The 25,911-nt window shown below is 44.8% G+C and carries 26 protein-coding genes; 11 read left to right on the forward strand and 15 right to left on the reverse strand.

The window, feature by feature from the left end:
- Positions 1 to 82: 82 nt before the first annotated feature.
- From LEP1GSC047_RS08685 to gshAB, 7 genes are all read left to right on the forward strand, one after another.
- A complete protein-coding gene (locus LEP1GSC047_RS08685) occupies positions 83 to 667 on the forward strand; it encodes an RNA polymerase sigma factor (RefSeq protein ID WP_010419873.1) in 585 nt (194 codons plus the stop codon).
- Between the two features lie 7 nt (positions 668 to 674).
- Positions 675 to 1,847 carry a GNAT family N-acetyltransferase gene (locus LEP1GSC047_RS08690; RefSeq protein ID WP_010419871.1) on the forward strand — a complete coding sequence of 391 codons (1,173 nt, stop codon included), beginning with the start codon at positions 675 to 677 and terminating at the stop codon, positions 1,845 to 1,847.
- A complete protein-coding gene (gene clpS / locus LEP1GSC047_RS08695; RefSeq protein ID WP_010419869.1) occupies positions 1,844 to 2,179 on the forward strand; it encodes an ATP-dependent Clp protease adapter ClpS in 336 nt (111 codons plus the stop codon). The genes LEP1GSC047_RS08690 and clpS overlap by 4 nt, the downstream gene beginning before the upstream one ends.
- Entirely contained in the window at positions 2,176 to 4,425 is a 2,250-nt protein-coding gene (gene clpA / locus LEP1GSC047_RS08700; protein ID WP_010419868.1) for an ATP-dependent Clp protease ATP-binding subunit ClpA, read from the forward strand. Before clpS ends, clpA begins: the two co-directional genes overlap by 4 nt.
- Positions 4,426 to 4,427: 2 nt before the next feature.
- On the forward strand, positions 4,428 to 6,191 hold the full coding sequence (ggt, locus tag LEP1GSC047_RS08705) for a gamma-glutamyltransferase (RefSeq protein WP_010419866.1): 1,764 nt from the start codon (positions 4,428 to 4,430) through the stop codon (positions 6,189 to 6,191).
- A gap of 61 nt (positions 6,192 to 6,252) precedes the next feature.
- On the forward strand, positions 6,253 to 7,794 hold the full coding sequence (gshA, locus tag LEP1GSC047_RS08710; protein ID WP_010419864.1) for a glutamate--cysteine ligase: 1,542 nt from the start codon (positions 6,253 to 6,255) through the stop codon (positions 7,792 to 7,794).
- A complete protein-coding gene (gshAB, locus tag LEP1GSC047_RS08715) occupies positions 7,782 to 8,816 on the forward strand; it encodes a bifunctional glutamate--cysteine ligase GshA/glutathione synthetase GshB (RefSeq protein ID WP_039934487.1) in 1,035 nt (344 codons plus the stop codon). Before gshA ends, gshAB begins: the two co-directional genes overlap by 13 nt.
- Here gshAB and LEP1GSC047_RS08720 read toward each other — a convergent pair.
- From LEP1GSC047_RS08720 to LEP1GSC047_RS08760, 9 genes are all read right to left on the reverse strand, one after another.
- Positions 8,796 to 9,056, reverse strand: coding sequence for a glutathione S-transferase N-terminal domain-containing protein (locus LEP1GSC047_RS08720; RefSeq protein WP_039934488.1), 261 nt, complete (start codon positions 9,054 to 9,056; stop codon positions 8,796 to 8,798). The genes gshAB and LEP1GSC047_RS08720 overlap by 21 nt on opposite strands.
- Before the next feature lie 2 nt (positions 9,057 to 9,058).
- The gene (gene grxD / locus LEP1GSC047_RS08725) at positions 9,059 to 9,376 is read right to left on the reverse strand and encodes a Grx4 family monothiol glutaredoxin (protein ID WP_010419854.1); all 318 of its coding nucleotides are present in this window, start codon (positions 9,374 to 9,376) and stop codon (positions 9,059 to 9,061) included.
- 33 nt (positions 9,377 to 9,409) lie between these two features.
- Complete coding sequence (locus tag LEP1GSC047_RS08730; protein WP_010419851.1) at positions 9,410 to 9,634, reverse strand: BolA/IbaG family iron-sulfur metabolism protein; 225 nt, start codon at positions 9,632 to 9,634, stop codon at positions 9,410 to 9,412.
- 92 nt (positions 9,635 to 9,726) lie between these two features.
- Entirely contained in the window at positions 9,727 to 9,999 is a 273-nt protein-coding gene (locus LEP1GSC047_RS08735) for a BolA family protein (RefSeq protein WP_010419848.1), read from the reverse strand.
- A 6-nt stretch (positions 10,000 to 10,005) separates the two neighbouring features.
- Positions 10,006 to 10,779: an ABC transporter permease gene (locus LEP1GSC047_RS08740; protein ID WP_010419845.1), complete on the reverse strand. Its 774-nt coding sequence runs from the start codon at positions 10,777 to 10,779 to the stop codon at positions 10,006 to 10,008.
- A complete protein-coding gene (locus tag LEP1GSC047_RS08745; RefSeq protein ID WP_010419842.1) occupies positions 10,776 to 11,693 on the reverse strand; it encodes an ABC transporter ATP-binding protein in 918 nt (305 codons plus the stop codon). The genes LEP1GSC047_RS08740 and LEP1GSC047_RS08745 overlap by 4 nt, the downstream gene beginning before the upstream one ends.
- Before the next feature lie 72 nt (positions 11,694 to 11,765).
- Complete coding sequence (locus LEP1GSC047_RS08750) at positions 11,766 to 13,145, reverse strand: dihydrolipoyl dehydrogenase (RefSeq protein ID WP_039934526.1); 1,380 nt, start codon at positions 13,143 to 13,145, stop codon at positions 11,766 to 11,768.
- Positions 13,146 to 13,253: 108 nt separating this feature from the next.
- A complete protein-coding gene (locus LEP1GSC047_RS08755; RefSeq protein ID WP_010419837.1) occupies positions 13,254 to 14,069 on the reverse strand; it encodes a hydroxyacylglutathione hydrolase family protein in 816 nt (271 codons plus the stop codon).
- Positions 14,070 to 14,074: 5 nt separating this feature from the next.
- On the reverse strand, positions 14,075 to 14,389 hold the full coding sequence (locus tag LEP1GSC047_RS08760; RefSeq protein WP_010419834.1) for an STAS domain-containing protein: 315 nt from the start codon (positions 14,387 to 14,389) through the stop codon (positions 14,075 to 14,077).
- Positions 14,390 to 14,674: 285 nt separating this feature from the next.
- On the opposite strand from LEP1GSC047_RS08760, the gene LEP1GSC047_RS08765 reads away from it, so the two are divergent.
- Complete coding sequence (locus LEP1GSC047_RS08765) at positions 14,675 to 15,631, forward strand: MBL fold metallo-hydrolase (protein WP_010419832.1); 957 nt, start codon at positions 14,675 to 14,677, stop codon at positions 15,629 to 15,631.
- A gap of 38 nt (positions 15,632 to 15,669) precedes the next feature.
- A complete protein-coding gene (glpK, locus tag LEP1GSC047_RS08770; protein ID WP_010419830.1) occupies positions 15,670 to 17,160 on the forward strand; it encodes a glycerol kinase GlpK in 1,491 nt (496 codons plus the stop codon).
- Between the two features lie 47 nt (positions 17,161 to 17,207).
- Here the strand turns inward: glpK and LEP1GSC047_RS08775 are convergent, their stop codons facing one another.
- The 6 genes from LEP1GSC047_RS08775 to sppA form a co-directional block, all read right to left on the reverse strand.
- On the reverse strand, positions 17,208 to 18,500 hold the full coding sequence (locus LEP1GSC047_RS08775; protein ID WP_010419827.1) for a hypothetical protein: 1,293 nt from the start codon (positions 18,498 to 18,500) through the stop codon (positions 17,208 to 17,210).
- 92 nt (positions 18,501 to 18,592) lie between these two features.
- The gene (locus tag LEP1GSC047_RS08780) at positions 18,593 to 18,883 is read right to left on the reverse strand and encodes a hypothetical protein (protein ID WP_039934492.1); all 291 of its coding nucleotides are present in this window, start codon (positions 18,881 to 18,883) and stop codon (positions 18,593 to 18,595) included.
- 61 nt (positions 18,884 to 18,944) lie between these two features.
- A complete protein-coding gene (locus LEP1GSC047_RS08785) occupies positions 18,945 to 19,925 on the reverse strand; it encodes a PP2C family protein-serine/threonine phosphatase (protein WP_010419821.1) in 981 nt (326 codons plus the stop codon).
- Positions 19,922 to 20,536, reverse strand: coding sequence for a hypothetical protein (locus tag LEP1GSC047_RS08790; protein ID WP_010419818.1), 615 nt, complete (start codon positions 20,534 to 20,536; stop codon positions 19,922 to 19,924). Before LEP1GSC047_RS08790 ends, LEP1GSC047_RS08785 begins: the two co-directional genes overlap by 4 nt.
- Positions 20,537 to 20,651: 115 nt before the next feature.
- A complete protein-coding gene (locus LEP1GSC047_RS08795) occupies positions 20,652 to 22,070 on the reverse strand; it encodes an MBOAT family O-acyltransferase (RefSeq protein WP_010419816.1) in 1,419 nt (472 codons plus the stop codon).
- A 24-nt stretch (positions 22,071 to 22,094) separates the two neighbouring features.
- Positions 22,095 to 23,072, reverse strand: a complete 978-nt coding sequence (sppA, locus tag LEP1GSC047_RS08800; RefSeq protein ID WP_010419814.1) for a signal peptide peptidase SppA — start codon at positions 23,070 to 23,072, stop codon at positions 22,095 to 22,097.
- A gap of 138 nt (positions 23,073 to 23,210) precedes the next feature.
- On the opposite strand from sppA, the gene LEP1GSC047_RS08805 reads away from it, so the two are divergent.
- Positions 23,211 to 24,113: an aldose 1-epimerase gene (locus LEP1GSC047_RS08805; RefSeq protein ID WP_039934494.1), complete on the forward strand. Its 903-nt coding sequence runs from the start codon at positions 23,211 to 23,213 to the stop codon at positions 24,111 to 24,113.
- A gap of 78 nt (positions 24,114 to 24,191) precedes the next feature.
- On the forward strand, positions 24,192 to 25,889 hold the full coding sequence (locus LEP1GSC047_RS08810) for a DNA repair helicase XPB (protein ID WP_039934496.1): 1,698 nt from the start codon (positions 24,192 to 24,194) through the stop codon (positions 25,887 to 25,889).
- The last annotated feature ends 22 nt before the right edge of the window (positions 25,890 to 25,911 follow it).

Raw genomic sequence — 25,911 nt, forward strand, 5'->3', positions numbered from 1 at the left:
GATTGGACAATCCTTAAAATCCAGTCGAAATGTTCTTTCGGTCGTTCCATTTAGGATTCGTTTCTGCCCGGAATAAAGTTACATGTCTGAAAAAGCGAAAATATGGGAAACTCTTGCGACTCGAATGAAGAAATCGCAAGAAGGCGATTCCCGGGAATACGAGCTTCTTCTTAGGCAGGTTCGAGATATACTTAGGGCTTTTTTGGTTTCTAGAATCTCCCATATCGAGGATCGCGAAGATTTGCTTCAGGAAATCCTGATCGGGATTCATAAAGCCAAGAATTCGTATCGCCCGGATCGACCGTTTGCTCCTTGGCTTTTTTCTATCGCTAGATATAAGACAATCGATCATCTTCGAAAGTCAAAGAAGAGAGATCGGACGGTTCTGGCGGAAATGGAAGATTTCGCGCAAATACAGAATCCCGAAAAAGAAGACGCTTGGATGCTGGCGGAGGGAATCGAGGCCTGGCTTTCCGTCTTGGACGAGCGGCAAAAGGAAATTCTAAAAATGGCAAAAATTCACGGATATAGCGTTCGGGAGATTTCCGAAAAAACCGGTCTTTCCGAATCGAATGTGAAGGTGATTGTACATAGGTCTGTTCAAAAAATTCGCAAAGTTTTTTCGGGGGAAGAGGGATCCCAAACCGGTCCAGGGACGTCCAAGTAAATAGGGCATGTCCTATTCTCCCCAAGCAAGATCCATCGGTTCGATTCGCGGCCTTTCCGTTCCGGATTGGGAAGGAATCAGTGATCCGAATAATCCATTTTCCGATTATGAATTTTATGCCGCCTTGGAATCGACTTCTTGCATCGGCGATCGCACCTCCTGGCAACCGAAATACGTGATCGCGGAAGATTCCGCAGGTTTGCATTCAGCACTTCCTTTTTTTCTAAAATACGATTCTTATGGAGAATATATATTCGATCACGCCTGGGCAAATCTCTTCTCCCAAAACGATCTGGAGTATTATCCTAAAGGATTGGTTGCGTATCCGTTTACTCCGGTCACCGGTCGCAGAATTCTTCGTAGGGAGGGAGTTCCCTTGGCCCAGGCCCTCGATGTACTGCTACCGGAGTTATTGCGTACTTCGAAAGAAGAGAATCTCTCGAGCATTCATTTTCTTTTTTTGGAAGAAGACGAGGCGATTGAACTGTCTAAGAGAGGTTTTGCGACTCGCATAAGCCATCAATACCATTGGCAAAACAGGGGTTATTCCGATTTCGACTCTTTCTTAAACGAATTCCGATCTAAGAAAAGGATGCAAATTCGGAAAGAAAGGGAAAACGTCCGTGAATCCGGAATTCGAATCAGTATTGTCGAAGGGGATTCGATTTCTAAAGCCCATATGGATGCAATGTTTCGGTTCTATACGGATACGTATTCCAGGAAATGGGGATCGCCTTATTTGAATCTGGCTTTTTTCCGCGAAGCCTGGCAGACATTTAGAGATAAGATAGTTTTAATCCTGGCCGAAAAAGAAGGCGAAACAATCGGAGGCACATTGAATCTCCGAAAAGGAAATAAATTCTACGGACGTTACTGGGGCTCGAAGGGGCATTATCCTTTTTTACATTTTGAATGTTGTTATTATGCGCCTATCGAATATTCCATTCGTAAGGGAATCCGCACTTTCGAGGCCGGGGCTCAAGGAGAGCAGAAATTTCTGAGAGGCTTTCCAGCCGTTCCAACATACAGTTCGCATTTTATTTTCCATTCGGGAGCTCGAAATGCAATTGAACGATTCTTGGAAAACGAAAGAATGCATATGCAGGAAATGATCCAGGTGACGAATGAGCATTCGCCGTTAAAAGAAGTTCCCGGAATGTCCGACAAGGAAGCGAAATGAGCGAGGTCTATCGTTTCGATACGGAAGAGCAAGTCCTAACCAAGGAGAAGCTCAAATTGAAGAAGCCGCCTAAATATAGGGTGGTCATTCTAAACGACGATTACACTCCGATGGAGTTTGTGGTTTGGATTTTACGCGTGGTATTTTATCGTACCGCAGCAGAAAGTGAAAGAATTATGCTGCAAGCCCATACGACCGGGAAGGCGCTCTGCGGAGTCTATTCTCATGACGTTGCCAAGACCAAGGTAGCTGAAACACATAAACTTGCTGAACAACACGGCCACCCGCTTCAATGCCAGATGGAAATTGAAGAGGGAGAGGAGGAACCATGACCCTGTCCGAAGATTTAGAAAGAAGTCTAAACCAAGCCCGAATCGAAGCGGTAAAACGGAGAAACGAATACATTACTCTAGAGCATATGCTCCTAGCGCTTACCTATGATCCGATCGGTCAGGAAGTCCTTCTCGCCTGTGGAGCCGATTTGGAAACTTTACGGAACGAATTACGCGAATATCTGGACACCGAAATGGAATCGGTCCCGGAAACGTTCGGAGATATAGAACCGGAATACACCGTCGGCGCACAGAGGGTTCTTCAGTTGGCCGCTTTCCATGTCCAATCCACGCAAAAGAAAAAATTAGACGGGGGTTATGTTCTTGCTTCCCTATTTCGAGAGGACCAATCCCACGCGGTCTTCTTTCTCTCTCGGCAGGATATTTCCAGATTCGATGTGGTTCGTTATATTTCTCACGGGATTCGCAAGGATGGAAAAAAAGTTACTCCGGAAGGTTTGGAAGAAGCTACAAAGCCCGAATCAGGAAATCCTCTAAAAGATTTTTGCGCGGATTTAACCGAAAAGGCTAGGCTAGGAAAATTAGATCCTTTAGTCGGGCGGTCGGAAGAAATCGATAGAACGATTCATATTCTCGCAAGGCGCAGAAAAAATAATCCGATCTTCGTGGGAGATGCCGGTGTCGGTAAGACTGCAATTGTCGAAGGATTGGCGTTAAGTATCGTTGCCGGAAAAGTTCCGGAATCGCTAAAGCAAACGCGGATTTTTTCGTTGGATATGGGATTGCTGCTCGCAGGAACCAAATTCCGAGGAGAGTTTGAAGAGAGACTAAAGAATGTCTTACAGTCCGTGACGGCGGATCCGAATAACGTTCTCTTTGTGGACGAAATTCATACCATCATCGGTGCCGGTGCCGTTTCCGGCGGTTCCTTGGATGCTTCGAACCTGCTCAAGCCTGCTTTGGCAAACGGAGAATTGCGGTGTATCGGGACGACTACTTACAAAGAATACAAAGCCATCTTCGAGAAGGATCACGCGCTTTCTCGCCGGTTTCAAAAGGTGGAAGTCAATGAACCGAGCGTGGACGAAACCATTCGGATTTTAAAAGGACTTCTTCCTAAATACGAGGAATTTCATGCGGTAAAATATTCCTCTCAAGCGGTGGAAGAGGCCGCTCGATTGGCGGATCGATATATCTTGGATCGCAAACTTCCGGATAAAGCGATCGATCTGATCGACGAAGCCGGTGCCAAGGTAAAGATTCGATCTTCCGCGAAAAGCAAAACGGTGACCGTCAAAGACGTGGAAGATCTGGTTTCAAAAATCGCGAAAGTTCCTACCCGTACCGTGAAAGCCGATGACAGGGACAAACTCAAGGAACTGGACGTCGAACTTAAGAAACGGATCTACGGGCAAGACAGAGCCGTTCAAGAAATCGTTCAAGCGATTCGCTTATCACGAAGCGGTTTGTCGGAACCGGGCAAACCGGTTGGATCCTTTCTTTTCGCAGGGCCTACGGGTGTGGGTAAAACGGAACTTTCCAAACAACTGGCATCGATTTTAGGTGTGGAATTTATTCGGTTCGATATGAGCGAATATATGGAAAAACATACGGTCTCTCGTTTGATCGGATCTCCACCGGGCTACGTCGGCTTTGAGCAAGGGGGGCAATTGACGGATGCAATCGTTCGAACTCCTCATTGCGTACTGCTCTTGGATGAAATCGAAAAGGCTCATGAAGATATTTATAATATTCTTCTACAAATTATGGATCATGCCACTTTAACCGATAACAACGGTAGAAAGGCGGATTTTAAACAAGTGATTCTGATTATGACGACGAACACCGGCGCCAGGGAGCGCGCGGCGAATCCTTTAGGGTTCGAGAATACGGCGCTACTTGATCGGGGTTTGAAAGCGATCGAGAGGCAATTTTCTCCCGAATTTAGGAATCGTCTAACGGCCATCATAGAATTTTCTTCGCTGGAAGAAGATGTCGTTTCCCGAGTAGTCCGCAAACAATTAGAGCTTTTAGACGAGCGGTTAAAGGAAAAACGGATCTCTCTGGAATACGAAGACGAGGTACTGTTGTTTATCGCAAGGAAAGCGTATGACCCGCTATTCGGCGCTAGACCTGTTCAAAGATGGATCGATTCGAATATCTCTAAAAAGCTTTCCGAGGAAATTTTGTTCGGTGAGCTTCGAAGCGGCGGACGCGTCTTACTTCGCGAAGTAGATAACGAGTTGACTTTGACATTTTCCCCTCACGAGCCGATGACGAAGTGATTATGATTCAAAGTAACGGTGGCTTAGTTCCCAAAAAATCGATTCTTCTCGCCTTCGTTCTTCTAAGCGTATTCGCTTCCTGTAAGGATAACTATCTTACGATCGAGGGACGTACGATTTCGACGGTTGGGTTGGTCCCGCCGAAGTCCGGCGTTTCTGCTAAGCAACTCTTTACGGAATCGAAGAATGTCATGATTTCTACGGATTCAAGAGAGGCGTCTCGAGCAGGTTTAGAAATTTATAAAAAAGGCGGGAATGCGGTGGATGTAGCTATCGCCGCCTCTTTTGCGGTTTCCGTAACTCGTCCACAATCGACCGGGATAGGAGGCGGAGGATTTTTACTCTTACATAACTCGCGTGATAGAAAAACATACGCCTTTGATTTTAGAGAACGAGCGCCTCGTTCCGCGTCTCGAGACATGTACAAGGAAAAACCGAAAGAAGATTCGTTATTAGGATATCGCTCCGTAGGTGTTCCGGGTACGGTTGCAGGATTGGTAAAAGTTCAGAAGCAATTCGGGAAATTGTCCTTACAGGAAGTTATGGCGCCTGCGATTCGCCTGGCCGAAGTAGGATTTCCGATTTATGAGGATTTACGCGAGGCGATTCAGGAATCTTCCGAGGATATGAGCCCTGGAATGAAAGAAATATTTATTCCGAAAGGTAAAATGCCGAATACCGGAGACATATTGATTCAGAAGGACCTTGCAAAAACGTTGAGGATTATCTCAGAAACCGGCGAACGAGAATTTTACAACGGACGAATCGCACAAAGCCTTGGAAGGTTGATGAGGGAGCAAGGAGGGTCGGTCTTTGAAACCGATTTGGCTAGGTATCAAGTAAGAGAATCTCCTCCCTTGGAAATCGAATATAGGGGGTATAAAATACGCACTATGGTTCCGCCGTCCTCCGGAGTTCATATGCTGACCATGTTGCGGATGCTGGAAACGAAGAAATTGAAGGAATTATATAAGTCTTCCAAGGCGGACTATTATCATTTTTTAGCGGAAGTCATGCGAAGAGGATACTCGGATAGAGCCGTCATTGGCGGTGATCCGAATTATACGAATGTTCCGATATCTCTTTTACTTTCGCCCGAATATGCATTGGCGAAAATTTCCGATTTTCAACCGGGATTGTCGACGCCGAGCTCCGTCTATTTAAATCGTTTAAATTTAAGAACCGAGTCTCCCCAAACGACTCATATATCCGTCGTCGATTCGGAGGGAAATGCCGTTTCCACGACTCAATCGGTAAATTATCGATTTGGAGCTGCGGTCATTTTAGACGGTTATGGATTCGTATTAAACGACACCATGGATGACTTCAGTAGATCACCGGGCGAACCGAACGTTTACGGATTGATCGGAGCCGAAGCGAATTCGATTCGTCCCGGTAAAACGCCTTTAAGTTCCATGTCACCGACCATCGTGATGAAGGACGATGAAACCTTTCTAGTAACAGGGGCTCCAGGCGGTTCTTATATCGTGAATGCGGTTTTGCAATCTCTTTTGTTCAATCTGGACTTTCAGCTTACTTTGTATGAATCCGTGGCCAAGGCAAGAATTCATCATCAATTCTTTCCGGATGCTTTATACATAGAGGGTGCCGCAATGGATACCGCCGTTTCCAATCAGCTTAAGTCTAAAAAGCATGAGATTCGAGTCGGCCCTAATTTTGCGAAATTATTTTCGGTCAAGCGAGAGAAGGGCGTACTGTACGGCGCAGCCGATCCGAGGGGGGACGGAGTTCCCCTGGGCGAGTGAGTTGCACGAATATTTTTTACAAAATGACAAGTTTAAATGTTTAGATAATTAGGAAGATTGCATGAAACGAAATGCGCCGAGTTTAGTATGCCCCAATTTGCGACATGCCGTCAAAGCGAAGCATGGATTGGAAAAGGAAAGTATGCGAATCTTTTCGGATGGACGGATTGCCACGACTCCGCATCCGAAGGAATTAGGCTCAAGCCTGACAAATCATTATATTAAAACGGATTTTTCGGAACCTCAGTTGGAGTTTGCTACGAACGCAAGACCCAGAATCGAGGCGATCGTGAGAGAACTCCAGGATCTTCATATTTTTACTTCCCGCCATCTTCAAAACGAATGGATTTGGCCGTTCAGCATGCCCCCGATTCTTCCCAAAGAAGAAAAGGATATCCCTTTAGGACAGTACGGCGCCTCATTCTCGGGCGAATGGAAAACGATTTATCGGAACGGACTCGGCCATCGATACGGGAGAAGGATGCAGACAATTTCGGGGGTTCATTATAATTTTTCCTTTTCGAACCTCTTTTTGAGGCAAATTTTCGAAAAGGAAATCTCTAAATTTAGTAAAGAAGAAATTTCCGAAATGTATCTTTCCGTCATCCGTAATTTTTTTCGGAAAGTTCATTTCGTACTTTATTTAACCGGAGCGACTCCTGCGTTCGATGAAACGTTTCTTCCCGTTCCGGTCGACTTTCCTTTTTCGAAGCATAAATTGCGTACTTATTTCGCACCTTACGCCACTTCATTGCGAATGAGCGAAATCGGATATACGAGTAAGGTCCAGGATGGATTGCCGATTAATTACAATTCTCTACAGGAATATATCGATGGAATGTGCTACTCGGTTAACACTCCTTATTCTGGGTATGAAAGTTTCGGAGGTCCTCCGAATCAATTAAATCCGAATTATCTTCAAATCGAAAACGAATTCTATTCCCCGATACGACCCAAGCAAATTCCGAAAAATCAGGAACGTCCGTTGGAAGCGCTACAAAATCGAGGAATTCAGTATATCGAGATACGATGTTTGGACCTGGAACCCGAATCACCGACAGGAGTCAGTAAACCGAGCTTGGCTTATATTCAAATGATTCTCCTAGACGGGATTTTACGTCCGAGTCAGGCCATACTAGATTCCGAAAAAGAAAGAATTCGTGAAAATACGAAACGAGTCATCTGGGAAGGTCGAAAGCCGGGTTTAAAGATTTTAGGAGAATCGAATTCCGAAATCGATTTCGTGCAGGAGGGCAAGGACTTTACCAATTCTCTTTTTCCGATCGCCGAGGAGTTAGATCGCCACTCCGGAAGAACGTTTTATCGAGAAACCCTGTATGCCATGCTCGCTAAGTGGGATGATCCTGGAAAAACTCCATCCGGTCGGTTCTTAAACAGATTATTGGAAGAGAATTGGGAATTCTCGGATTTGGGAATTCATTTAGCCAAGGAAAACTACCGAAATCAATCTCAAATGGAGCTAACGCCGGGTAAATGGAATTCCTTCGAAAAAGAAGTTCATCGATCCGTTTGGGAGAGGGATAAAATTGAGGAAACTGAAAAAGTCCGGAAGCATCCCACGCCGAAAATATGCAACCATTGAAGATCCAACTAGAACCGGGCCGGAAATTAGATCCCGAAGAATTTATTCTAAAAGACTTTGCAGATCTGGAAATTTCCACGCAGATCATTATAAGAGATGCACTGAATCGCGGTTTGACTGTTGAAGTCCTAGATCGGGCCAGTCATTTTCTTCGAATTTCCGGGAAGGGCGTGACGCGTCTAGTTAAGGAAGCCTCGAAAACCGATTTGGATTCGTATATGACCTTTCTGGTCATGGAAAATAAGACGGTAACAAAGCTGGTGCTGGCCGAAAAGGGAATTCGTGTACCGATCGGAACAAGCGTTCTAAAGAAAGAAGATGGTATCGATTATTATAAATTGAATTCCGGAAAACGAATGGTAGTGAAACCGGTGACTACGAATTTCGGAATCGGAATCACGATTTTACCTCCGCAATCGCCCGAATCAATCGTAGAAAAAGCCCTGGAAACTGCCCTGTCTTTCGCCGAAACTGCGATCATCGAGGAATTCGCCGAAGGTCAGGAATATCGATTTTTAGTCGTCGGGGCAGAGTGTGTCGCCGTATGCAATCGAGTTCCTGCGAATGTCGTCGGTGACGGAATTCGGAGTGTCCAAGAGTTATTGATCGAAAAAAATCAAGACCCCCGACGAGGGATCGGTCATGTTACCCCTCTGGAAAAGATTCGCCTGGAAGAAATTGAACTAAACGTATTGGCGGAACAGGGGAAAGCCCCAACTACGATTCCGCAGCCGGGGGAAACGGTTTATTTACGACGGAATTCCAATATCAGTACCGGAGGAGATTCCATCGACGTTACGGATTCTACTCATCCGGCCTATAAGAAAATCGCAGTGGATGCGGCCGCAGCTGTGAAAGCTAAAATTTGCGGGGTCGATATTATCGTTCAGAATTTGGAACGGGAAGGCGACTACAGAGTTCTAGAATTGAACTTTAACCCGGTATTATATATTCATAATTTTCCGTACCGGGGCAAGAACCGAGACGTAGGAAATAAGATCCTAAATCTGTTGGGCTTTTGAGATTTTCGGCTTACTACGGACGTAATCGACGATATCTCTGGATTCGTACATTTTGATATCCCCATCGACTAAAAAAGGAACCTGACTTAAACCTCCCAATTGCACGACTTCCTCTCGTCCGGCGGTTCCTCGACTGGCCTCTACCAGTTCAAAATCCTTTCCAACTTCCAAACCGAGTTTAGAGAATTCGTCTCTCACGTACGCGCAATAAGGGCAGGTTAGGAACTGGTAGAGCTTCATCATTAGGCGGGAATTCCTATTTTCTTTTGCAATTCTCCGTTACGCGAAAGTTCCACGACGATATCGTGACCACCGATGAATTCTCCCTCGATATATAATTGCGGGATCGTCGGCCAATTTGCAAATTCCTTAATACCTTCCCTAACGCTTTGGTCGGAAAGAACATTGAAAGATCCGAAATCGACTCCTAAGCTGCGCAGAACATTCGTCACTCCTGCGGAAAAGCCGCACATCGGAGCCTCGGGAGTTCCTTTCATAAACAGGAAGATCCGCTTAGAATCGATTAGTCCTTGGATTTTTTCTTTGAGTATTTGGTCCATTTTAATTCCTCTTAGTTTATTGTGAAAAGAAATCTATGAAATTTTCGTTTCTATCGCAAGTGCATGCACTTCTTCTTTGAGTTCTTCCTGTAGAGTCGCATATACCATTCGATGCTGTTCTATCATAGATTTACCTTCGAACCCGGGATATTTCACAATTGCCTTGATATGCACTCCGTCTCGGTACGGGTCCAGGATTTCTACGGATGATCCCGGGAGACCGGTCTGGATTTTATCGCGAATTTCTTCGATTGTCATTGTTCTTACTGTTAGACTTTTACCGATCGGCGGTTGAAAATCTTTTGTTAAGGATAGCGTCCGACAAAAGCGAACGCGGACAACCTTTTTTCCTAAGGGGCCGCAGTCTTTAGCTCCAATGCATGGATTCCTTTCGATTGAAGAATGGGATTTAAAACGGAATATATTTCTCGGTGTTGAGCCAGGAGACTCTTTTCTCGAAACGATTCCGAAACGATTTTGATGCGAATATGGGTTCCTCTCGCAAGCCCTTCCGGATTTCCGCCGTGACCCGCGTGTTCCGCCGAGAAATCTTCCACTTCGAGGACCGATGGTGAAAAGGTGCTGCGGAGTATGAATTCAATTTCTTCGACCGAATCTACCATAACCGCCTAGGTCCTCGTTCCGATTCCTCGGCTGAGTAGAAAAACCGAAAGGGAGTAAAGTAATATAGTTCCTATCGCTAAAAGTCCGATCGCCAATCCGGGATCTATATCACTGACGCCAAGGAATCCGTATCGGAAAGCGTTTACCATATAGAGAATCGGGTTTAATTTAGATACGATCTGCCAAGCTTCCGGGAGCATCCGAATCGAATAGAAAACGCCGCCTAGATAAGTCAAGGGTGTTAGAATGAAAGTCGGGATGATGGTCACGTCATCGAACTTTTTGGCATACAATGCGTTTAAAAATCCGCCCATAGAGAACATCAACGCGGAAAGCGCTACCGTTATGATTACGATCCAGGGGCTGTAAAGTCGTAACTCCGTAAAAAAGAGCGAGACGGCGGTCACGATGACGCCGACTAAAATTCCGCGAATCACTCCTCCGATGGAATACCCTAATACGATGAGATACGCCGGCGTCGGAGAAACAAGGAGCTCTTCGATATTTTTTCCGAATTTAGCGCCAAAGAACGAGGACACTACGTTATTGTATGCGTTCAAAATTACGGACATCATCACTAATCCGGGAACGATGAATTGGATATAAGTATGTCCGCCTACATCGCCGATTTGAGATCCTATGAGTTTGCCAAAGATCAAAAAATATAAGGAGATCGTGATTCCGGGCGGAATTAGCGTTTGAACCCAGATCCTTAGAATTCTAACGGTTTCCTTCCGGACTATCGTCGAAAATGCGTTAAATTTTTCCCTGAAGTTCAAAGTTTCTTCTCCACTAGTTTTAGGAATAATTCTTCTAGTCTATTGGATTTATTTCTCATGCTAGTGATTTGAATTCCTTCTCTGTCCAATAAGCGGAATAAATCGTTGAGAGAATGGCTCTTGCTGATATCGACCTCGAGAGTTAAATTATCCACTTTACGTAAGGCAAAACCGTTAAGGGCCGACGGAATCGGAACCGCTTCCTTTAAATCCAAGATGAAAGTTTCCGTGTCCAATTGTACGATCAGTTCCTTCATTGTGGTGTTCTCGACGATAAGCCCTTTGTCGATGATTGCAATTTTACGGCAGAGAGTTTCCGCCTCTTCCAAATAGTGCGTGGTAAGAATGATCGTAATTCCGGATTCGTTCAATTTGATGAGAAATTCCCAAAGAGATCTTCTAAATTCTATATCCACTCCCGCTGTGGGTTCGTCCAGAATTAGGATCTTGGGGTTATGCACCAGAGCCCTCGCGATCATTAGTCGACGTTTCATTCCACCCGATAGACGTCCGGCGGTTTCTTTTCGCTTATCATAAAGTCCTAACTGTTTTAAATATTCGTATGCTCTTTCGGTCGCGACCGATTTTTCCAAACCGTAATATCCGCCTTGGTTGATCACGATCTGTTCGACTTTCTCGAAGATATTAAAATTAAATTCCTGGGGAACTACGCCTATAAACGATTTTGCAAGGGTAAGATCGGTATCGATATCGGCCTCGTAGATTTTTACTTTTCCCGAAGTTTTATTCACCAACGAACTTAATATTCCGATGGTGGTGGACTTGCCTGCACCGTTCGGTCCTAATAGCGCAAAGAATTCTCCCTCTTCGACCGTTAAATGAATTCCCTTTAAGGCCTGCACGCCTCCGGAATACGTTTTGACTAAATTTTCAATCTCTAATGCTTTCTTCATTCTGAAGGAAATCGACTCCTTTGTAAGCATCCTGAAAGACGCTGGTTTAACGCAATCCTTTGGTAACTCAAATTACGGAACGCTTAGAATTTCTCTGGCCTTCCTTGCCGCATTTCTCGCAATTTCCGGAAGAGCAGGATGAATATAAATCATTTTCAGCAAGTCATCTAGAGTCCCGTTCATCGTCATTAAGAGTACGAATAAATGCGCTAGGTTGGAAGCCTCGTCTCCTAAAACATGAGCTCCTAAAAGTTTTCTTGTCTTCCGGTCTACTAAAATTTTCACGAACGAATCTTCCGATAATCGCGCCATGCCCATCGCGCTGGCAGAGTACGGATTGATTGCGGAAATATAATCGGCTCCTTCCGAGATGAGTTTTTGTTCGGTCTTGCCGACGGCCGCCACTTGAGGATGGGTAAATACCGCATGGGGAACAGGAGGATATTCGATCGGAATACGCTTTTTATCCACGTACAAAGATTGAAATAAGGCCTCTCCTTCGAAATTCACCGAATGACGGAAAAAATATTTCCCGATGATATCGCCAAGCGCATAGACTCCGTCCGCGGTAGTTTCAAGAAACTCGTTCGTTTTGATATATCCGCGCTCGTCGGTTTGAATATTCGTGTTATGCAGATCGAGCCAATCGGAATTCGGTCGGATACCGGTCGCGACTAATAGAGCGTCTCCTTCCATCTCGAAACTTCGACCTTCCCGCTCGCAAGATAGGCGAAAAATTCCCGCTCGATACTCTACAGTCTTAACAATTGTCTTTAAGCGAACATCGTGTTTTTTTGAGAACGCTTTTTCAAAGCCTTCGATTATGCTTTGATCCTCCTGGGAAAGCATCCTATTTCTGACAAGGAACGTGGTTTTGGATCCGAAGGACGCATAAGCAAATCCTAATTCAAGGCCGATATATCCGCCTCCTAACACTAGGAGACGCTTGGGAAGATCCGTTCTTCGCAGGGCTTCCCGACTGGTCATATACGGCGTTCCTGCAAGGCCGGGAATATCCGGAATAACCGGTCTGCATCCCGCAGCGATGAAAATTCGGTCGGCAGTCAAGAGTTGGTCGTTTACTTTCACGACCCTGTCCTCTAGGAAGCGACCTTCGTAAGAGTAGAAGTCGATGTTCGGATTTTTTTCATAGGCGGGGAGAATACTATCCGAATCCGCATCGACGGTTCCGGAAATCCGTTCCACTAAGGTTTTGAAATCCACGCTAAAGGGGCCGGGAATTTCCAATTGAAAGCGGTTTGCGTCCGAGGCTTGAGCGAGAATCTCGGCAGGATGGATAAGCATTTTGGAAGGAATGCAACCCCGGTTCAAACAGGTTCCGCCTAATCGATCCTTTTCTAAAATTGCGACTTTATATCCTAATTTTGAGGGTGGAGTGATTAACTTTGTTCCACCGCCCGAACCGATTACGAGAATATCATATTTTTTCATGCTGAGACGGGAAACGGAAGACTTCCATCCAATCCGTTTTCCTCCGAATACGTTCTGCATTTAGAGTGAGAAGATTGGCGAGCAAAAAAGGGAATCGTATTTTAGACTCTACCACTTATCTCGAAGGGATCTCAAAGTCAGAAAAAGAGTACGTTCATCCTCGGGTAAATTCGGTTGAGCCGATTTGTTTCGAATACCGGATAAAAGCGATGCAGACGGTTTGGAACAGAGGAAAAAAGGATTGAAGGTTCGTTCTTCCGCGAAGTTCGTAGTCCAGAATTCCGCATCGGATTTCAGGGAATTCACTTTTTTCAAAGCAGCATGCGCGGCCGAGTTCGCGGGATCGACGGCTAGACTGAATTTTAGATTATTCTGAAAGTAATCGTGACCCGGGTAGAGTTTCACTCCGTCGGGAAACTGATAAAATATCCGGGAGACCGTTTGGTAGAGCGTAGACGGATCTCCTCCATTCTTACAATTTCCCACGCCGCAATTAAAGATAGTATCCCCGGTAAATACGCCGACTGGAACCTTATTTTCAATCTGAACTAGGCAAATATGGGCGAAGGTATGTCCCGGAGTATCCAAAACTTCCAAATAGGAATTTCCTTCTCGATCGGAAAGAATCCGTTCTCCGGAATGAAGAGAGCGACTTGCCGAGGGAACAGTTTCCATCCCCTGGGGATGAGTCAAGACGATCGATTTGAATTCTTGAACCAGCCCTTCGTTTCCGGCCGTATGGTCCCAATGTTCATGAGTATTGACGATGTATTCGAGAGACCAATTCTTTTCCTTTAACACGGCGCTGACTTGCGAAGAATCAAACGGGTCTAGACAGAGAGTCTCTTCCGTGTCAGGTTGCCGAATTAAGTAGGTGAAATTTCGAAGCGAGCTATGAGTGTAAATTCGGACGATTTCCAGCATGATCGCTAAGGAATAATATCTAGATGTTTGTCCAGATTGGCGATTCTAAGAATCGTCATCACGTCTCTGCTTAAATTTCTCAATTTAAGACTGCCTTGGCGTTCCGTCACATATTTCTGCGTATTAAAAATAGCACCGATGCCGGATGAGTCCAGATAAACATCGCCTTCAAAGTCTATGATGATTTCCTTGCTGCCTTCATCAAATTGTTTGATGATCAGTTCTTTTAACGCGAAAGCGTTCTTCAAACTAACGTTACCCTGGATCTTTACGATGCATATTCCGTCCTCTATGGACACATCTGTTTGAAAACCTTCCAATGGAAACGGCTCCGATTTTTCTATTTATATGACCGTCCTCGAGTTGCTAATGCATCCGAACCGTCTCGAAAATCAGAAATTTCGAAAGGTTGCACGGGGAGGGAATCCGATCATTGAGCATAAATTGTGGCAAAGGGGAGGTAAACTCTTTTTTCCCCTGAAAATTGGCCAATTCTTAGCGGATAAAAACAAGAAATAGCTGGAAAATTCATCCAGTGAGGAAAAATTGAGTGGGCGTTTTCCGAATGACCAAGTCTAGTATTTTGACCGATAAATTGAATTGAGATGCGAATTAAATTTTGGGGAGTTCGGGGCTCCATCTCTTCCCCCGTAAAAGGCGATTTAATCCGGGCGAAGATTCTGAAAATTCTGAGCCTGGCTTCACCGTCGGATCTTCAAAGTCCGGAGGCGATCGAGGATTTTTTAGATTCCTTGGCTTTATCGAATTGGAGTACGTACGGCGGTAACACTACCTGTATCGAAATTCGCGATAAGGAGGATCGTCTTATCATTATCGACGGCGGTACTGGCCTCCGCGAATTGGGAAATTCTATCCTGCAAGAGGGATATTTGCAAGGAAAAGGTTCCGCAGTCTGGATTTTCACTCATACCCATTGGGATCATATCCAAGGAATTCCGTTTTTCGTACCTCTCTATACGCCCGGCAATAAGTTCGAGTTCGTAAGTTCCGTAGAAAATTTAGAAGAAAGACTGAGATACCAGCACGCGTTCACTCACTTTCCGGTTCCATTCGACGGATTTCAGGCGGGAAAAACCTATCGCCATGTTCCCGAAGGAAGAGCTTTTCGAGCCACCGATTCCGTCACTGCCATTTCGAAAGCGGTTCGTCATCCGGGCGGAAGCTATTCGTATCGGTTCGAAGAAGACGGCAAGTCTCTTATTTTCGCTTCGGATGCCGAGTTTAATTTGGATGAGATGGAGAACATCGACGATTACCTAAATTACTTCCGCGGCGCTGATGTTCTCGTTTTCGATACTCAATATACGTTCGAAGAATCCTTACAGAAAATCGATTGGGGTCATAGCACCGCCTCGATGGCGACGGATATCGCTCTTCGCGCCAACGTTAAAAAGTTGGTCATGTTCCATCACGACCCCTCTTATGACGACGAAAAACTGGACGCGGTCTATTTGCGCGCGATTAAATATAAAGAAATGTTCGATCCCGACAATCAGTTGGAAATCATTATGGCAAGGGAAGGCTTAGAGATTCAAGTCTAGGATCTTTATCTTGTTTTTTGCATATAGCGGAGGAGCTCATGAGTGAGTATATCATAGGTATCGATGCGGGTACCACCGGAATTCGTACGTTTTGCTTCAATCGATCCGGAGCCGTTATTTCCAGCGCTTATTCGGAATTTAAACAATATTTTCCGAAACCTGGTTGGGTCGAACATGACCCCGAAGAGATTTGGGCAAAGACGGAAAAGTTGGTCGTAAAGGCGATTCGCAACGGAAAGCTTCGCCCGGAAGATGCGATCGCGATCGGAATTACAAATCAACGGGAAACCACGGTTTTGTTCGAAAAGGATTCCGGCGCTCCCGTATACAATGCCATCGTTTGGCAATGCCGCCGGACCGCGGATTTTTGTACTAATTTAAAAAAGGAAGGCCTGGAACCTACTTTCCGAAGAAAAACCGGACTCGTTGTGGACGCGTATTTTAGCGGAACGAAAATACGCTGGATCTTGGACAATGGGAAAGGCGTACGGGCCAAGGCGGAGAAGGGCAAGATACTTTTCGGAACCATCGATACATATCTGTTGTATCGATTGACTAACGGAAAGTCGCATAAAACGGATCATACGAATGCGAGTCGAACGTTAATTTTCAATATCGAAAAGAAGGAATGGGATAAGGAACTCCTGAAAATCTTAGATATCCCGGAGGCCATTCTTCCTGAAACGCATAATTCCAGTAATTTGTTCGGTAGAACCGAAGGAGTCAAGGGCCTACCGGACGGGATTCCTATTTCTTCGCTCGTAGGAGACCAGCAAGGAGCACTTTTCGGACAATTATGTACGGAACCCGGAGAGGCCAAGAACACGTACGGTACGGGATGCTTTCTCCTTTTCAATACGGGAAATAAATTACAGATTTCAAAGAACAACCTGATTACGACCCTAGCCTGCGGCCCGGAAGGCAAAACGGTGTATTGTTTAGAAGGCTCTATTTTTATCGGAGGAGCTGTCATTCAATATCTAAGAGACAATCTCAGATTCTTTAAGGAATCCAAGGTTTCGGAGAAGTTGGCCGCTTCGGTTACGAAAGAGGACGAGGTTGTTTTCGTTCCGGCGTTTTCGGGTCTGGGAGCTCCGTATTGGGATATGAATGCTAGGGGAGCCATTTTGGGTCTTACCCGTGATACGACCCAGGAACAGATAACGCGAGCGGCGCTGAAATCCATCGCTTTACAGTCTTATGAACTTGTGGAAGCTATGGAAAACGATACGGGCTCCAAGCTGAAGATTCTTAAAGTTGACGGGGGAGCTACTGCCAATAATTGGCTCATGCAATACCAGTCCGATATTCTAGGAAAAAGAATCGTTCGCCCTTCGAATTTGGATACGACAGTTTTAGGCGCGGCATATCTTGCCGGATTAGAAAGAGGATTCTACACTGGCGTTGCAGACCTAAAGAAAAAACAGAAAACCAGTAAGGAATTTACCCCAAAAATGGGAAATGCACAGAGAGAGAAGGAAATTCGTATCTGGAAAGAATCCGTGAAGCGAATTTTAACCGGTAATTAAGCGCGCAAAAAGCCGGAGAACTTCCTTTTCCGGTTCTTCTTTTATTACTAGTAGTTATAGGACAATAGAGAAAACTCGAAAGGCTTTCGGTCGTTTGCAATTCCAGCTCCGACTACGAGTTTTGTTTGATCATACCTCGGAATATCCACGATTCCCCCTTGGGGGATTCTGAACATTTCATAAGAATCTTTTTCGCGCTTCGAGATGAGTATATCGAAACGGAGAATTTCCAGGTTTTTATCGGTTTGGAATAATACCTTATCGCCGGTAACGGAATATAGTTTCAGACCTTCCCCTTCTCGATTGAAATTGTATTTATCGGAAGGGATACTCGAAAATCGAATTTCCTGGCGATTGCCGAGTTCTATTTGACTCTCTTCCACTTGCTCCCAATAAATATGAAATATTCCTTCTTCATAATATATTTTTCTCGAAAACCTTCTGAAAATTTCTTTTTCCACCACTTCTTCGAAAGATTCCCCTAAATTAGGTTGTTTGGATGGACCGTCCAAGATTTGTTTCCATCTATTTTTAGAAACGTTTCTTTCGACCATATTTCGCACCGGAAGAGAAAGACCGGGAATCGAAAATTTTAGAATTCGTTCATCGAGCGAATTAAGAATCGAGTTTAAAAAAGGACCGTGGATCAACGGAAGAATTTCTATCGAGAAAATTCTATCCCGTAAAAAGGCCGCGAATTCGGGCTCGTGTGCGAATAAGTTGGAAACGATCGTTTGCTCCTCGGCGGGCGAGCCTGCATATAGAATTTTTACCAATCGAAATAGATAGCTTTTACTCTCGGGGTCGAAATATAGGGTTTCGATTTTTCTTGAAACCTCATTTTCATCCAGTTCAGGATTCACTATATCTCGGAGCGATAAGTAACGAGTGGAGTTCATTCTTGTTCTGTTTTGTCTAAAGAGGTGAAACGTATCCGCAGTCCGTTTGACGCCTATCTGAGTCGCTTGTCCTGGCGCTCTTAGAATGGTAATCGGTGGATTTCCTTTGGTTTTGTACGGATTCGAGTCTATCAAAAATAGATTCCCATCGCTGAGCTCTCTCGCTCCCTTAGGGAACTTTCCGTCCTCTTTCCAAAGCCTTCCGTTTTGGTAAGAAAGGTAGGATGGGCTGCGCATGGGTCGACTTTGGTACGTTCTTCTTGCATAGTCGATTTCGTATAAAAAGGAAGGAATTATAGCGGGTTGAGAATAGAGATACGGTAATTCTTCGATCTCAATTACCGGAAAATCGTAAAAAGGAGAAATTTTCGTTTTAACTCTGGCAACCGAATCGGAGTCACAAAGAAAAAAGTGATAATTTATTCCTTCGACGTGAATCATTTGGCCGCAACGTAAGGCAAGAACGGTTCGGGTAGTGCGAAGGCGGTCAGCGATGTACTATCCGATTTCCCATAGATAACATCCCTGTTAGGTCAATATTCCTCTTCCAATAAGTCCGGATGTAAGACCGATAAGCCGGGAGGTTCGAGATTTCTTTTAGAAAGTTTACCCACGAGCTGGCCCTTAAATCTAGTCCAATCGTACGTTTCCTTAAGTTCGGAAATTTCATCGTCGAAACCATACTGAATGAAATCGACGATTTCTTGTTCCGTTAGCCCGGTAACGAGGGAAGTGTCGGTGACCGTTCTCAGGATTTTACGAACATCCCGTTCATTCCAGGCCAGGATCGTAACCAACCTAGCTGTCCATTCGATATGACTCACAAGGATATTCTGCGGGAATTCTCCAGTATTTCAACCGAGAAATATATTCTTTCGGAAAGTTCTAAAGCTTGCGAATCGCTAAAATACTCATATCGTCCTGAATACGACCACCTCCGTATAGGGCGATTTCTTCGAACAGAGTATCGATTAATTTTCTAAGATTTTCTTTCGGTGCAGTTTCTAAAAACTTGTACAAATTCTCTCCGTAAAAGCTGTTTTTCATTCGGCTTTTCTGCTCAAAGAGACCGTCGGTGAAACTGAATAGGACGTCTCCCGACGCCATCCGAAAACTTTTGGACGGCTTTTCCCTGTTGAGCGGGGGATTCATGACGGTGGAGAGGAAGAATCCATCGGTGTCCAGGATTTCGGTAGAATGATCCTCTTTCCGAAAGAGCACGGAACTAGGATGTATTCCCGATTGTAAAAAATTACCGTCGCAATCGGCCCTCATTAGAAGAAACGTGGCGTAAATACTCCGGTGAATCGTCGGAAAGGTCTTCGTTCTTTCTTCCAGGTGTAGATTAATTTCATGAATCACTTCTTCCGGTTTGGTACATGTATGCACTAGGTGCGACATTTGATTCATCACCATCATACTAAATAGGCCCGCTACATAGCCGTGTCCGGAGGTGTCACCGATTCCGAACCAATAGTTTCCGGATTTATCCTTCAAGAAATTATAGAAATCTCCTCCGATAGGATTATAGGTGAGGCAACGCCCGAGAACTTCATAATGTTCATCCTTGAAGTCCAAAGGAAAAACATAATTTTGCATACGGCTATCGCCGCGTCGGAACCGCTTAATGATTTTTCCGTATTCCTGTTCTTCGGGTAGGATTCTTTCCGTTAAGTATAACGCGAAGGCGACGTAATTTAGAAATAAAGTGAATGCCGCAGCCGCGAGAATCAATACGGGCGGTTGAACAAGAAAATTATAATATGAGAATCCTACGATAAAGCAAGCTAACAGGGAAAAATTTAGAACTAGAATGATCCTCCAGGCTCCCTTAAAATATTGCTTGATCGTATACGCTGTTCTCATTTATTTTTAAAATACGCGTGATTTTGGTATTCCTTTTTGGAATAGTTTCTTCGAGAAATTCGGAAAGCCTCGTCTTCCGCGTAAGGAGTCCGGATTCCTTCTGCGACTCCAAAAGGCTTTTCTTTGTAGCCTGTTTCGTAAAGCATCGGAATTATCGTCTCACTTTCCCTGTCGTAATGATAGAGCATTCTATACTCGGACGATACGTTAGACACTCCAGAGGACTGCAAAGGTTTTCCTCTTTCTCCGGTATTTTCCTCGGTTTCGATGCTGGAAGTCGTCAGAAGCACCCAATTTCCCCTGGTTTCGAACGTTCCTTTTCCATCTATCCGAATACGACGAAATTTATTTCCATCCTCAATCTCTCGTATGTAGGTTTTTCGAAATGTTTTATCCTTTTCTGAAAATTCGATAGATTCCGAATGTTTCTCTATGTAGGTCAAGGACGTCAAAGGGGAAAGACCTGGGAGCCTCTTTGAATATGTTCCTGAAAGTATAACGTCGCTTGCGGTTTGTTTGTCGGAAGGTAGTTCCCGGATCCAGGCCGGTGGAAAGCAAGCTGCAAGTAGAATAAGAACGGGTATACCGGATAGAAATCGGAAGATTTTCATCGTACTTACTCTTCTTTGTCACGAATACATTAAGATTACTCGGTAATTTTCTAAACTACCGTTGCGATCGTATACATACTCGAAAAGGCGCTCTATGAGCGCAAACCGAATATCATTAGAATTGGAAGTAGATAAAGTCTCCGCCCCCGTCCCCGAAGATTCCCATTAAAAGAAGAATTACGAAGGAGAAAACGGGTAAAAGCCAGGTGAACTGGGATCGAATTTTATCCCGAATTGCCGGATAGTACTGTACCGCATTCCATAAAAACGCAAGTAAAATGAAAAATAGTAATTCTTCCCAGCGGGCAATTCGTTTTCCTGATAACAAATTCCCGAAACCGACGAAGTACTCTCCGGTCAATCTCAGGGAATCCTTTCCCATGGCCGCCGATCGAAAGAATATTCCGGAAAGGGAGAAAAGGTGCATCGTGAGGACAACCCTCCAGAAACGATGGAATCCTTTCGGTTCCACGGCTGTCTTGGGGTTCTCCGGGGAAACAAGTCTTTCGATTCCTAAGAGAAGTCCTAAATAAGCTCCCCAAAATAAATATCCGAAATTAGCACCGTGCCAAAGCCCTCCTAAGGTCATGGTCAAGAGGGAGTTCAATTGGGTTCGCCAAACTCCGCCGCGGCTTCCGCCTAACGGAATATATAAATAATCTTTTAACCATGTTGATAATGTAACATGCCATCTTCCCCAAAACTCGCGAAAGGAAGGGGAGAGAAAGGGACCCCGGAAGTTTTCGGGAATATCATAGCCGAGTAAGAAGGCAGAGCCTCGGGCGATATCGGTATATCCGCTGAAATCGCAATAAACCTGGCTCGCGAACGCGAATAGAACCAGATAAAGCGAGCTCGCATTATATTCCGCAGGATGAGCATAAATCGGATTAACGATACCTGAAATATTATCCGCTATCACCACTTTCTTGAATAACCCGGATAGGATTAAGAAAACGCCCCACTTAATTCGATCGAAATCGATCCAGGGCTTGTCCAGTTTAGGAAGAAAATCAGTGGTCCTCATGATCGGACCGGCGATTAATTGGGGAAAGAATAGAATAAATAGAAAATAGTCGAGAGAGCTAATACGCTCGGGCACATGATCTCTATGAATATCCACCTGCAATGCGATCAGTTGGAAAGTGTAAAAGCTGATCGCTAATGGAAGAGGGATATTGATTCCTTTTCCGAAATCGGAAAAAGAATGGCCTCCTCCGACTAAATCCAGCGTGTCCAATACAAAGTAAAAATACTTAAAGAAAGCAAGATTCAAAAAGTTTAATACGATAATCCAAGTCAAAAGCTGCGTCGTCGGTAAGCCTGCGGATTTCTTTTCCCAGAGCTTTAGGGAAAAGAAAAAATTCACGCCGATGACGGTTAGAAAATGAATCGAAAACGCTAGACCGGAATAGAAATAGAAAAGTAAGGAGGATACTAAAAGAAGGTATTTTTTCCATTTTTGTGGAAAGGACCAATATAGTAAAAAAGTTATCGAAAAGAGAGCAAGATAAGGGAGTGAATTAAATAGCATGCTTTAGGCTTTACCGCAATTCCCTCAAGGGGCAAACAGATATAAAAAACGGACCTTACTGACTCCAAATCCGACTCTTTCTAACAGGGTCGGATTCTCCGGAGAAACTCCTTGGATATGATACACCGTCTCGGGCTTTTCCTTAGCGTAGGAATAAAATACGACCCGGGGATTGGTATTTCCGGGACTCATTACGTAACCGGGAAGGCGAGTTGCCGCGGCCACGGCATCTTCAAAGTAGCCGATACTATCTATCAAGCCGTGGCGGATCGCCTGAGGTGCCGTGAAGATTCTTCCGTCGGCTAATTTCTTTAGATCGGATTCCTTCACCTTTGGCCTACCGATTTTAACCACGTCAAAGAAACGGTCGAAAAGATTATCCACGACGCTTTGTAAAAGTTTCCTTTGCTCTGGGGTCAATTCTTCCAGAGGCGAGCCGACGGCTTTATTTTCGCCGGAGCGGATCGACTGATCTTTTATTCCTATTTTATCCAGACCTTCCTTGACGTTGATTCCCTGCATTATGACTCCGATCGAGCCTGTCACCGTGGTTGGATGGGCCATTAGATAATCGCTAGACATGGAAATATAATAGGCTCCGGACGCAGCAGTATCCATAAATAACGCCAGCACCGGAATTCGTTTCTTTTTCTTAAATTCTAGAACTTCCCGGTAGATAATATCGCTGGCAGTAACCGTTCCTCCTGGGGAATTGATTTTTAGGATCACGGCCTTTACGTTACCGTCCTCCATTGCATAATGGAGTTGGAGTTTGACTGCGGCCAGGACCGAATCCTTTTCACCGGACAGGAAAGAGCCTTCTCTCGAATTGTCGGAAATGATTCCTTCGATCGGTATAACGAGAATCTTATCCTTATCTCGACCGGAGACAGTTTTTTCGACCGGGATCAATTGTCGCGGATTCGGAAGAGAGATGCATGTAAAGGAAAAGATCGTGCTAAGAATCAAAGAAATTTTTAAAAGGACTCTAACTGTGGTCATTGCGAACCTCAAGATACCCATTCTGAAAGACAAGACAGTATCATCAATTCCTTTCCAAATCTAGGAACTTCGCAAAAAATAGTAGTAAACCCGTTTTTTTGTTTCCCTATTGCGAGTTTTTCCCAACCTCCTTCCGCGATGCTCGAATTTCGAACAGAGAGTTCTAAGTTTGTCACGGACGGCACACATTGGTTGTCCTGGAATTGGGTCCATCCAAAGACTTCTAAACAGATTGAAATTCTTGCTCCTTGGAAAACGGAGTTGGCCCCCTTCGGCGGGGGAAGCTTTTTGATGTTTCCATGGGTAAATCGCCATGCCTCTTCGGAATTAATGCTAGGCGGAAAGAGAACGGAACTTTCCGGAATTGTAAAGGATCAAAATGGATATTTAATTCACGGTTTCGTTCATTCGTTGCCGAGGAAAGCTTTGAAGGTTCGATCGGACGGAAAAGGTGCCGAATTTCGCATTCTTATACCGGAAAACTGGGAAGAAAGTCCGGCCGCCTCGATTGCGATTCGAGAAGAATACATTTTGCAAGAAGTCAATGTCGGAACCCTGCTGACCGTCCGGACTAAATTTCACAATCTTAAAGGAAATTCCTTTCGCTTCGTGTACGGATATCATCCGTACTTCCGTTTGGAAGGGGAAGAGGAGGACTGGAAAATCGATCTTCATCTAGATAAGAATTTGGAATTGGATGAACATCTGCTTCCGTACAGTCCGATCGTTTCCAACCCCGTCGAGTCCATTACGGACGGCAGAATCCTTGCGTTAGATCATCTTTTTTACGGGAAGGATCCCAGAATCATATTAGAAAATCGCAAGGAAAAATACTCGATTACGGTTCTGAGCCCACCGGGGGAGGAAGGAGACATTCCGCTAAATTATTACCAAATTTACACTCCGGACGATCGAAAATCCATTGCAATCGAACCTTGTAGCGGCCCTGGAAATGCGTTGCTCTCCGGTCAAGGATTAATCGAGCTAAAAGGCTATTCGGAACTGTCGGGAGAGTTTAGGATTATCGTCAAAGCAACGTGATTCTTGCATATATAGGCTTTCTTCTTGACATAGGAGGGGTCATTTTCAGTCTAAGTTAGAGGGAGATTCCGCATCCAAATGAGTAAACCATTAATAGTACAAAGCGACAAGACAATGCTGCTCGAGGTCGATAATCCCGAATTCGAAGTCTGTCAAACGGTCGTTTCCAAATTTGCGGAACTCGAAAAAAGCCCGGAGTATCTGCACACCTATCGGATTTCACCGCTTTCACTCTGGAACGCCGCTTCGATCAAAATGACGGCGGATGAGATCGTCCAGTGTCTAGAGCAATACTCTAGATATTCGGTTCCAAAAAACGTAATCAATGAAATTCGGGAACAGATCGGCCGTTATGGCAAGGTTAAACTGGTTAAAGAAGAAAACGGGGATCTTTGCATCATCTCCAATGAGAAAGGGTTTCTACAGGAAATCTCCAATCATAGAGCCGTTCAACCCTATATAGAGAGTACGATCGCCGACAAAATCTATATTAAAAAAGAGTTTAGAGGCCATATTAAACAGGCTTTGATTAAAATCGGTTTCCCAGTGGAGGATTTAGCCGGTTACGACGAGGGAAACAAGTACGGTTTCAACCTAAAACCGACCACAAAATCCGGAAGAAAATTCGGAATGCGCGACTATCAGCGAGCCTCCGTAGAGGTTTTTCATGCGGGTGGCGGTAACGAGGGCGGTTCGGGAGTTGTCGTGTTGCCCTGCGGCGCCGGTAAGACGATCGTAGGAATCGGAGTCATGCAAATCGTCGGGGCGGAAACGCTGATTCTAGTTACGAACACTCTCTCTATTCGCCAATGGAAGAACGAGATTTTGGATAAAACCGATATTCCCGAATCCGATATAGGCGAGTATTCGGGTGAAGTAAAGGAAATTAAACCGATCACGATCGCGACTTATAATATCCTCACTCATAGAAAGAAGAAGGGCGGCGATTTTACTCACTTTCATTTATTCAGCGCGAATAATTGGGGTTTGATCGTTTATGACGAGGTGCATTTGCTTCCCGCGCCCGTTTTCCGTATGACTTCCGAATTGCAGGCCAAACGCAGGCTTGGATTGACGGCTACTTTAGTCCGGGAAGACGGACTGGAAGAGGATGTGTTCAGCCTCATCGGTCCGAAAAAGTACGACGTTCCTTGGAAGGAACTGGAAAGCAAATCCTGGATCGCAGAAGCGAAATGTCGCGAAATACGCGTTTCCATGGATGACGATTTGAGAATGCGCTATTCCATCGCCGACGACCGTGAAAAATTCCGATTAGCCTCCGAGAATCCGGAAAAAATGAAAGCGATCGATTTGATAATGAAAAAACATTCCGAATCGCATTTGTTGGTGATCGGGCAGTACATCAATCAACTAGAAGAGATCTCGAAGGCGTTTAAGATTCCGCTGATTACGGGTAAAACTCCGCTAGGAGAACGCCAAGAATTGTATGACGCATTCCGGTCGGGGAGAATCAAGTCTCTAGTCGTAAGTAAGGTCGCGAACTTTTCCATCGACTTGCCGGATGCGAATATTGCGATTCAAGTTTCGGGAACGTTCGGATCTCGTCAAGAAGAGGCGCAACGTTTAGGTCGTATCTTAAGACCGAAAGGCGAGGACAACACTGCGGTGTTCTATTCTCTCATTTCGAGAGATACGAACGAAGAAAGATTCGGTCAGAATCGACAGCTCTTTCTTACAGAACAAGGATACGAATACGAAATTTATACGCTCGACCAATTCCGCGAAGCTCAGCAGGAAGAAAAGGTCGGAGCTTAAAACTAGGCGATATTAGGTTCCG

It is taken from the genome of Leptospira inadai serovar Lyme str. 10 (assembly GCF_000243675.2).
In the GTDB taxonomy this organism is placed as follows: Bacteria; Spirochaetota; Leptospiria; order Leptospirales; family Leptospiraceae; genus Leptospira_B; species Leptospira_B inadai.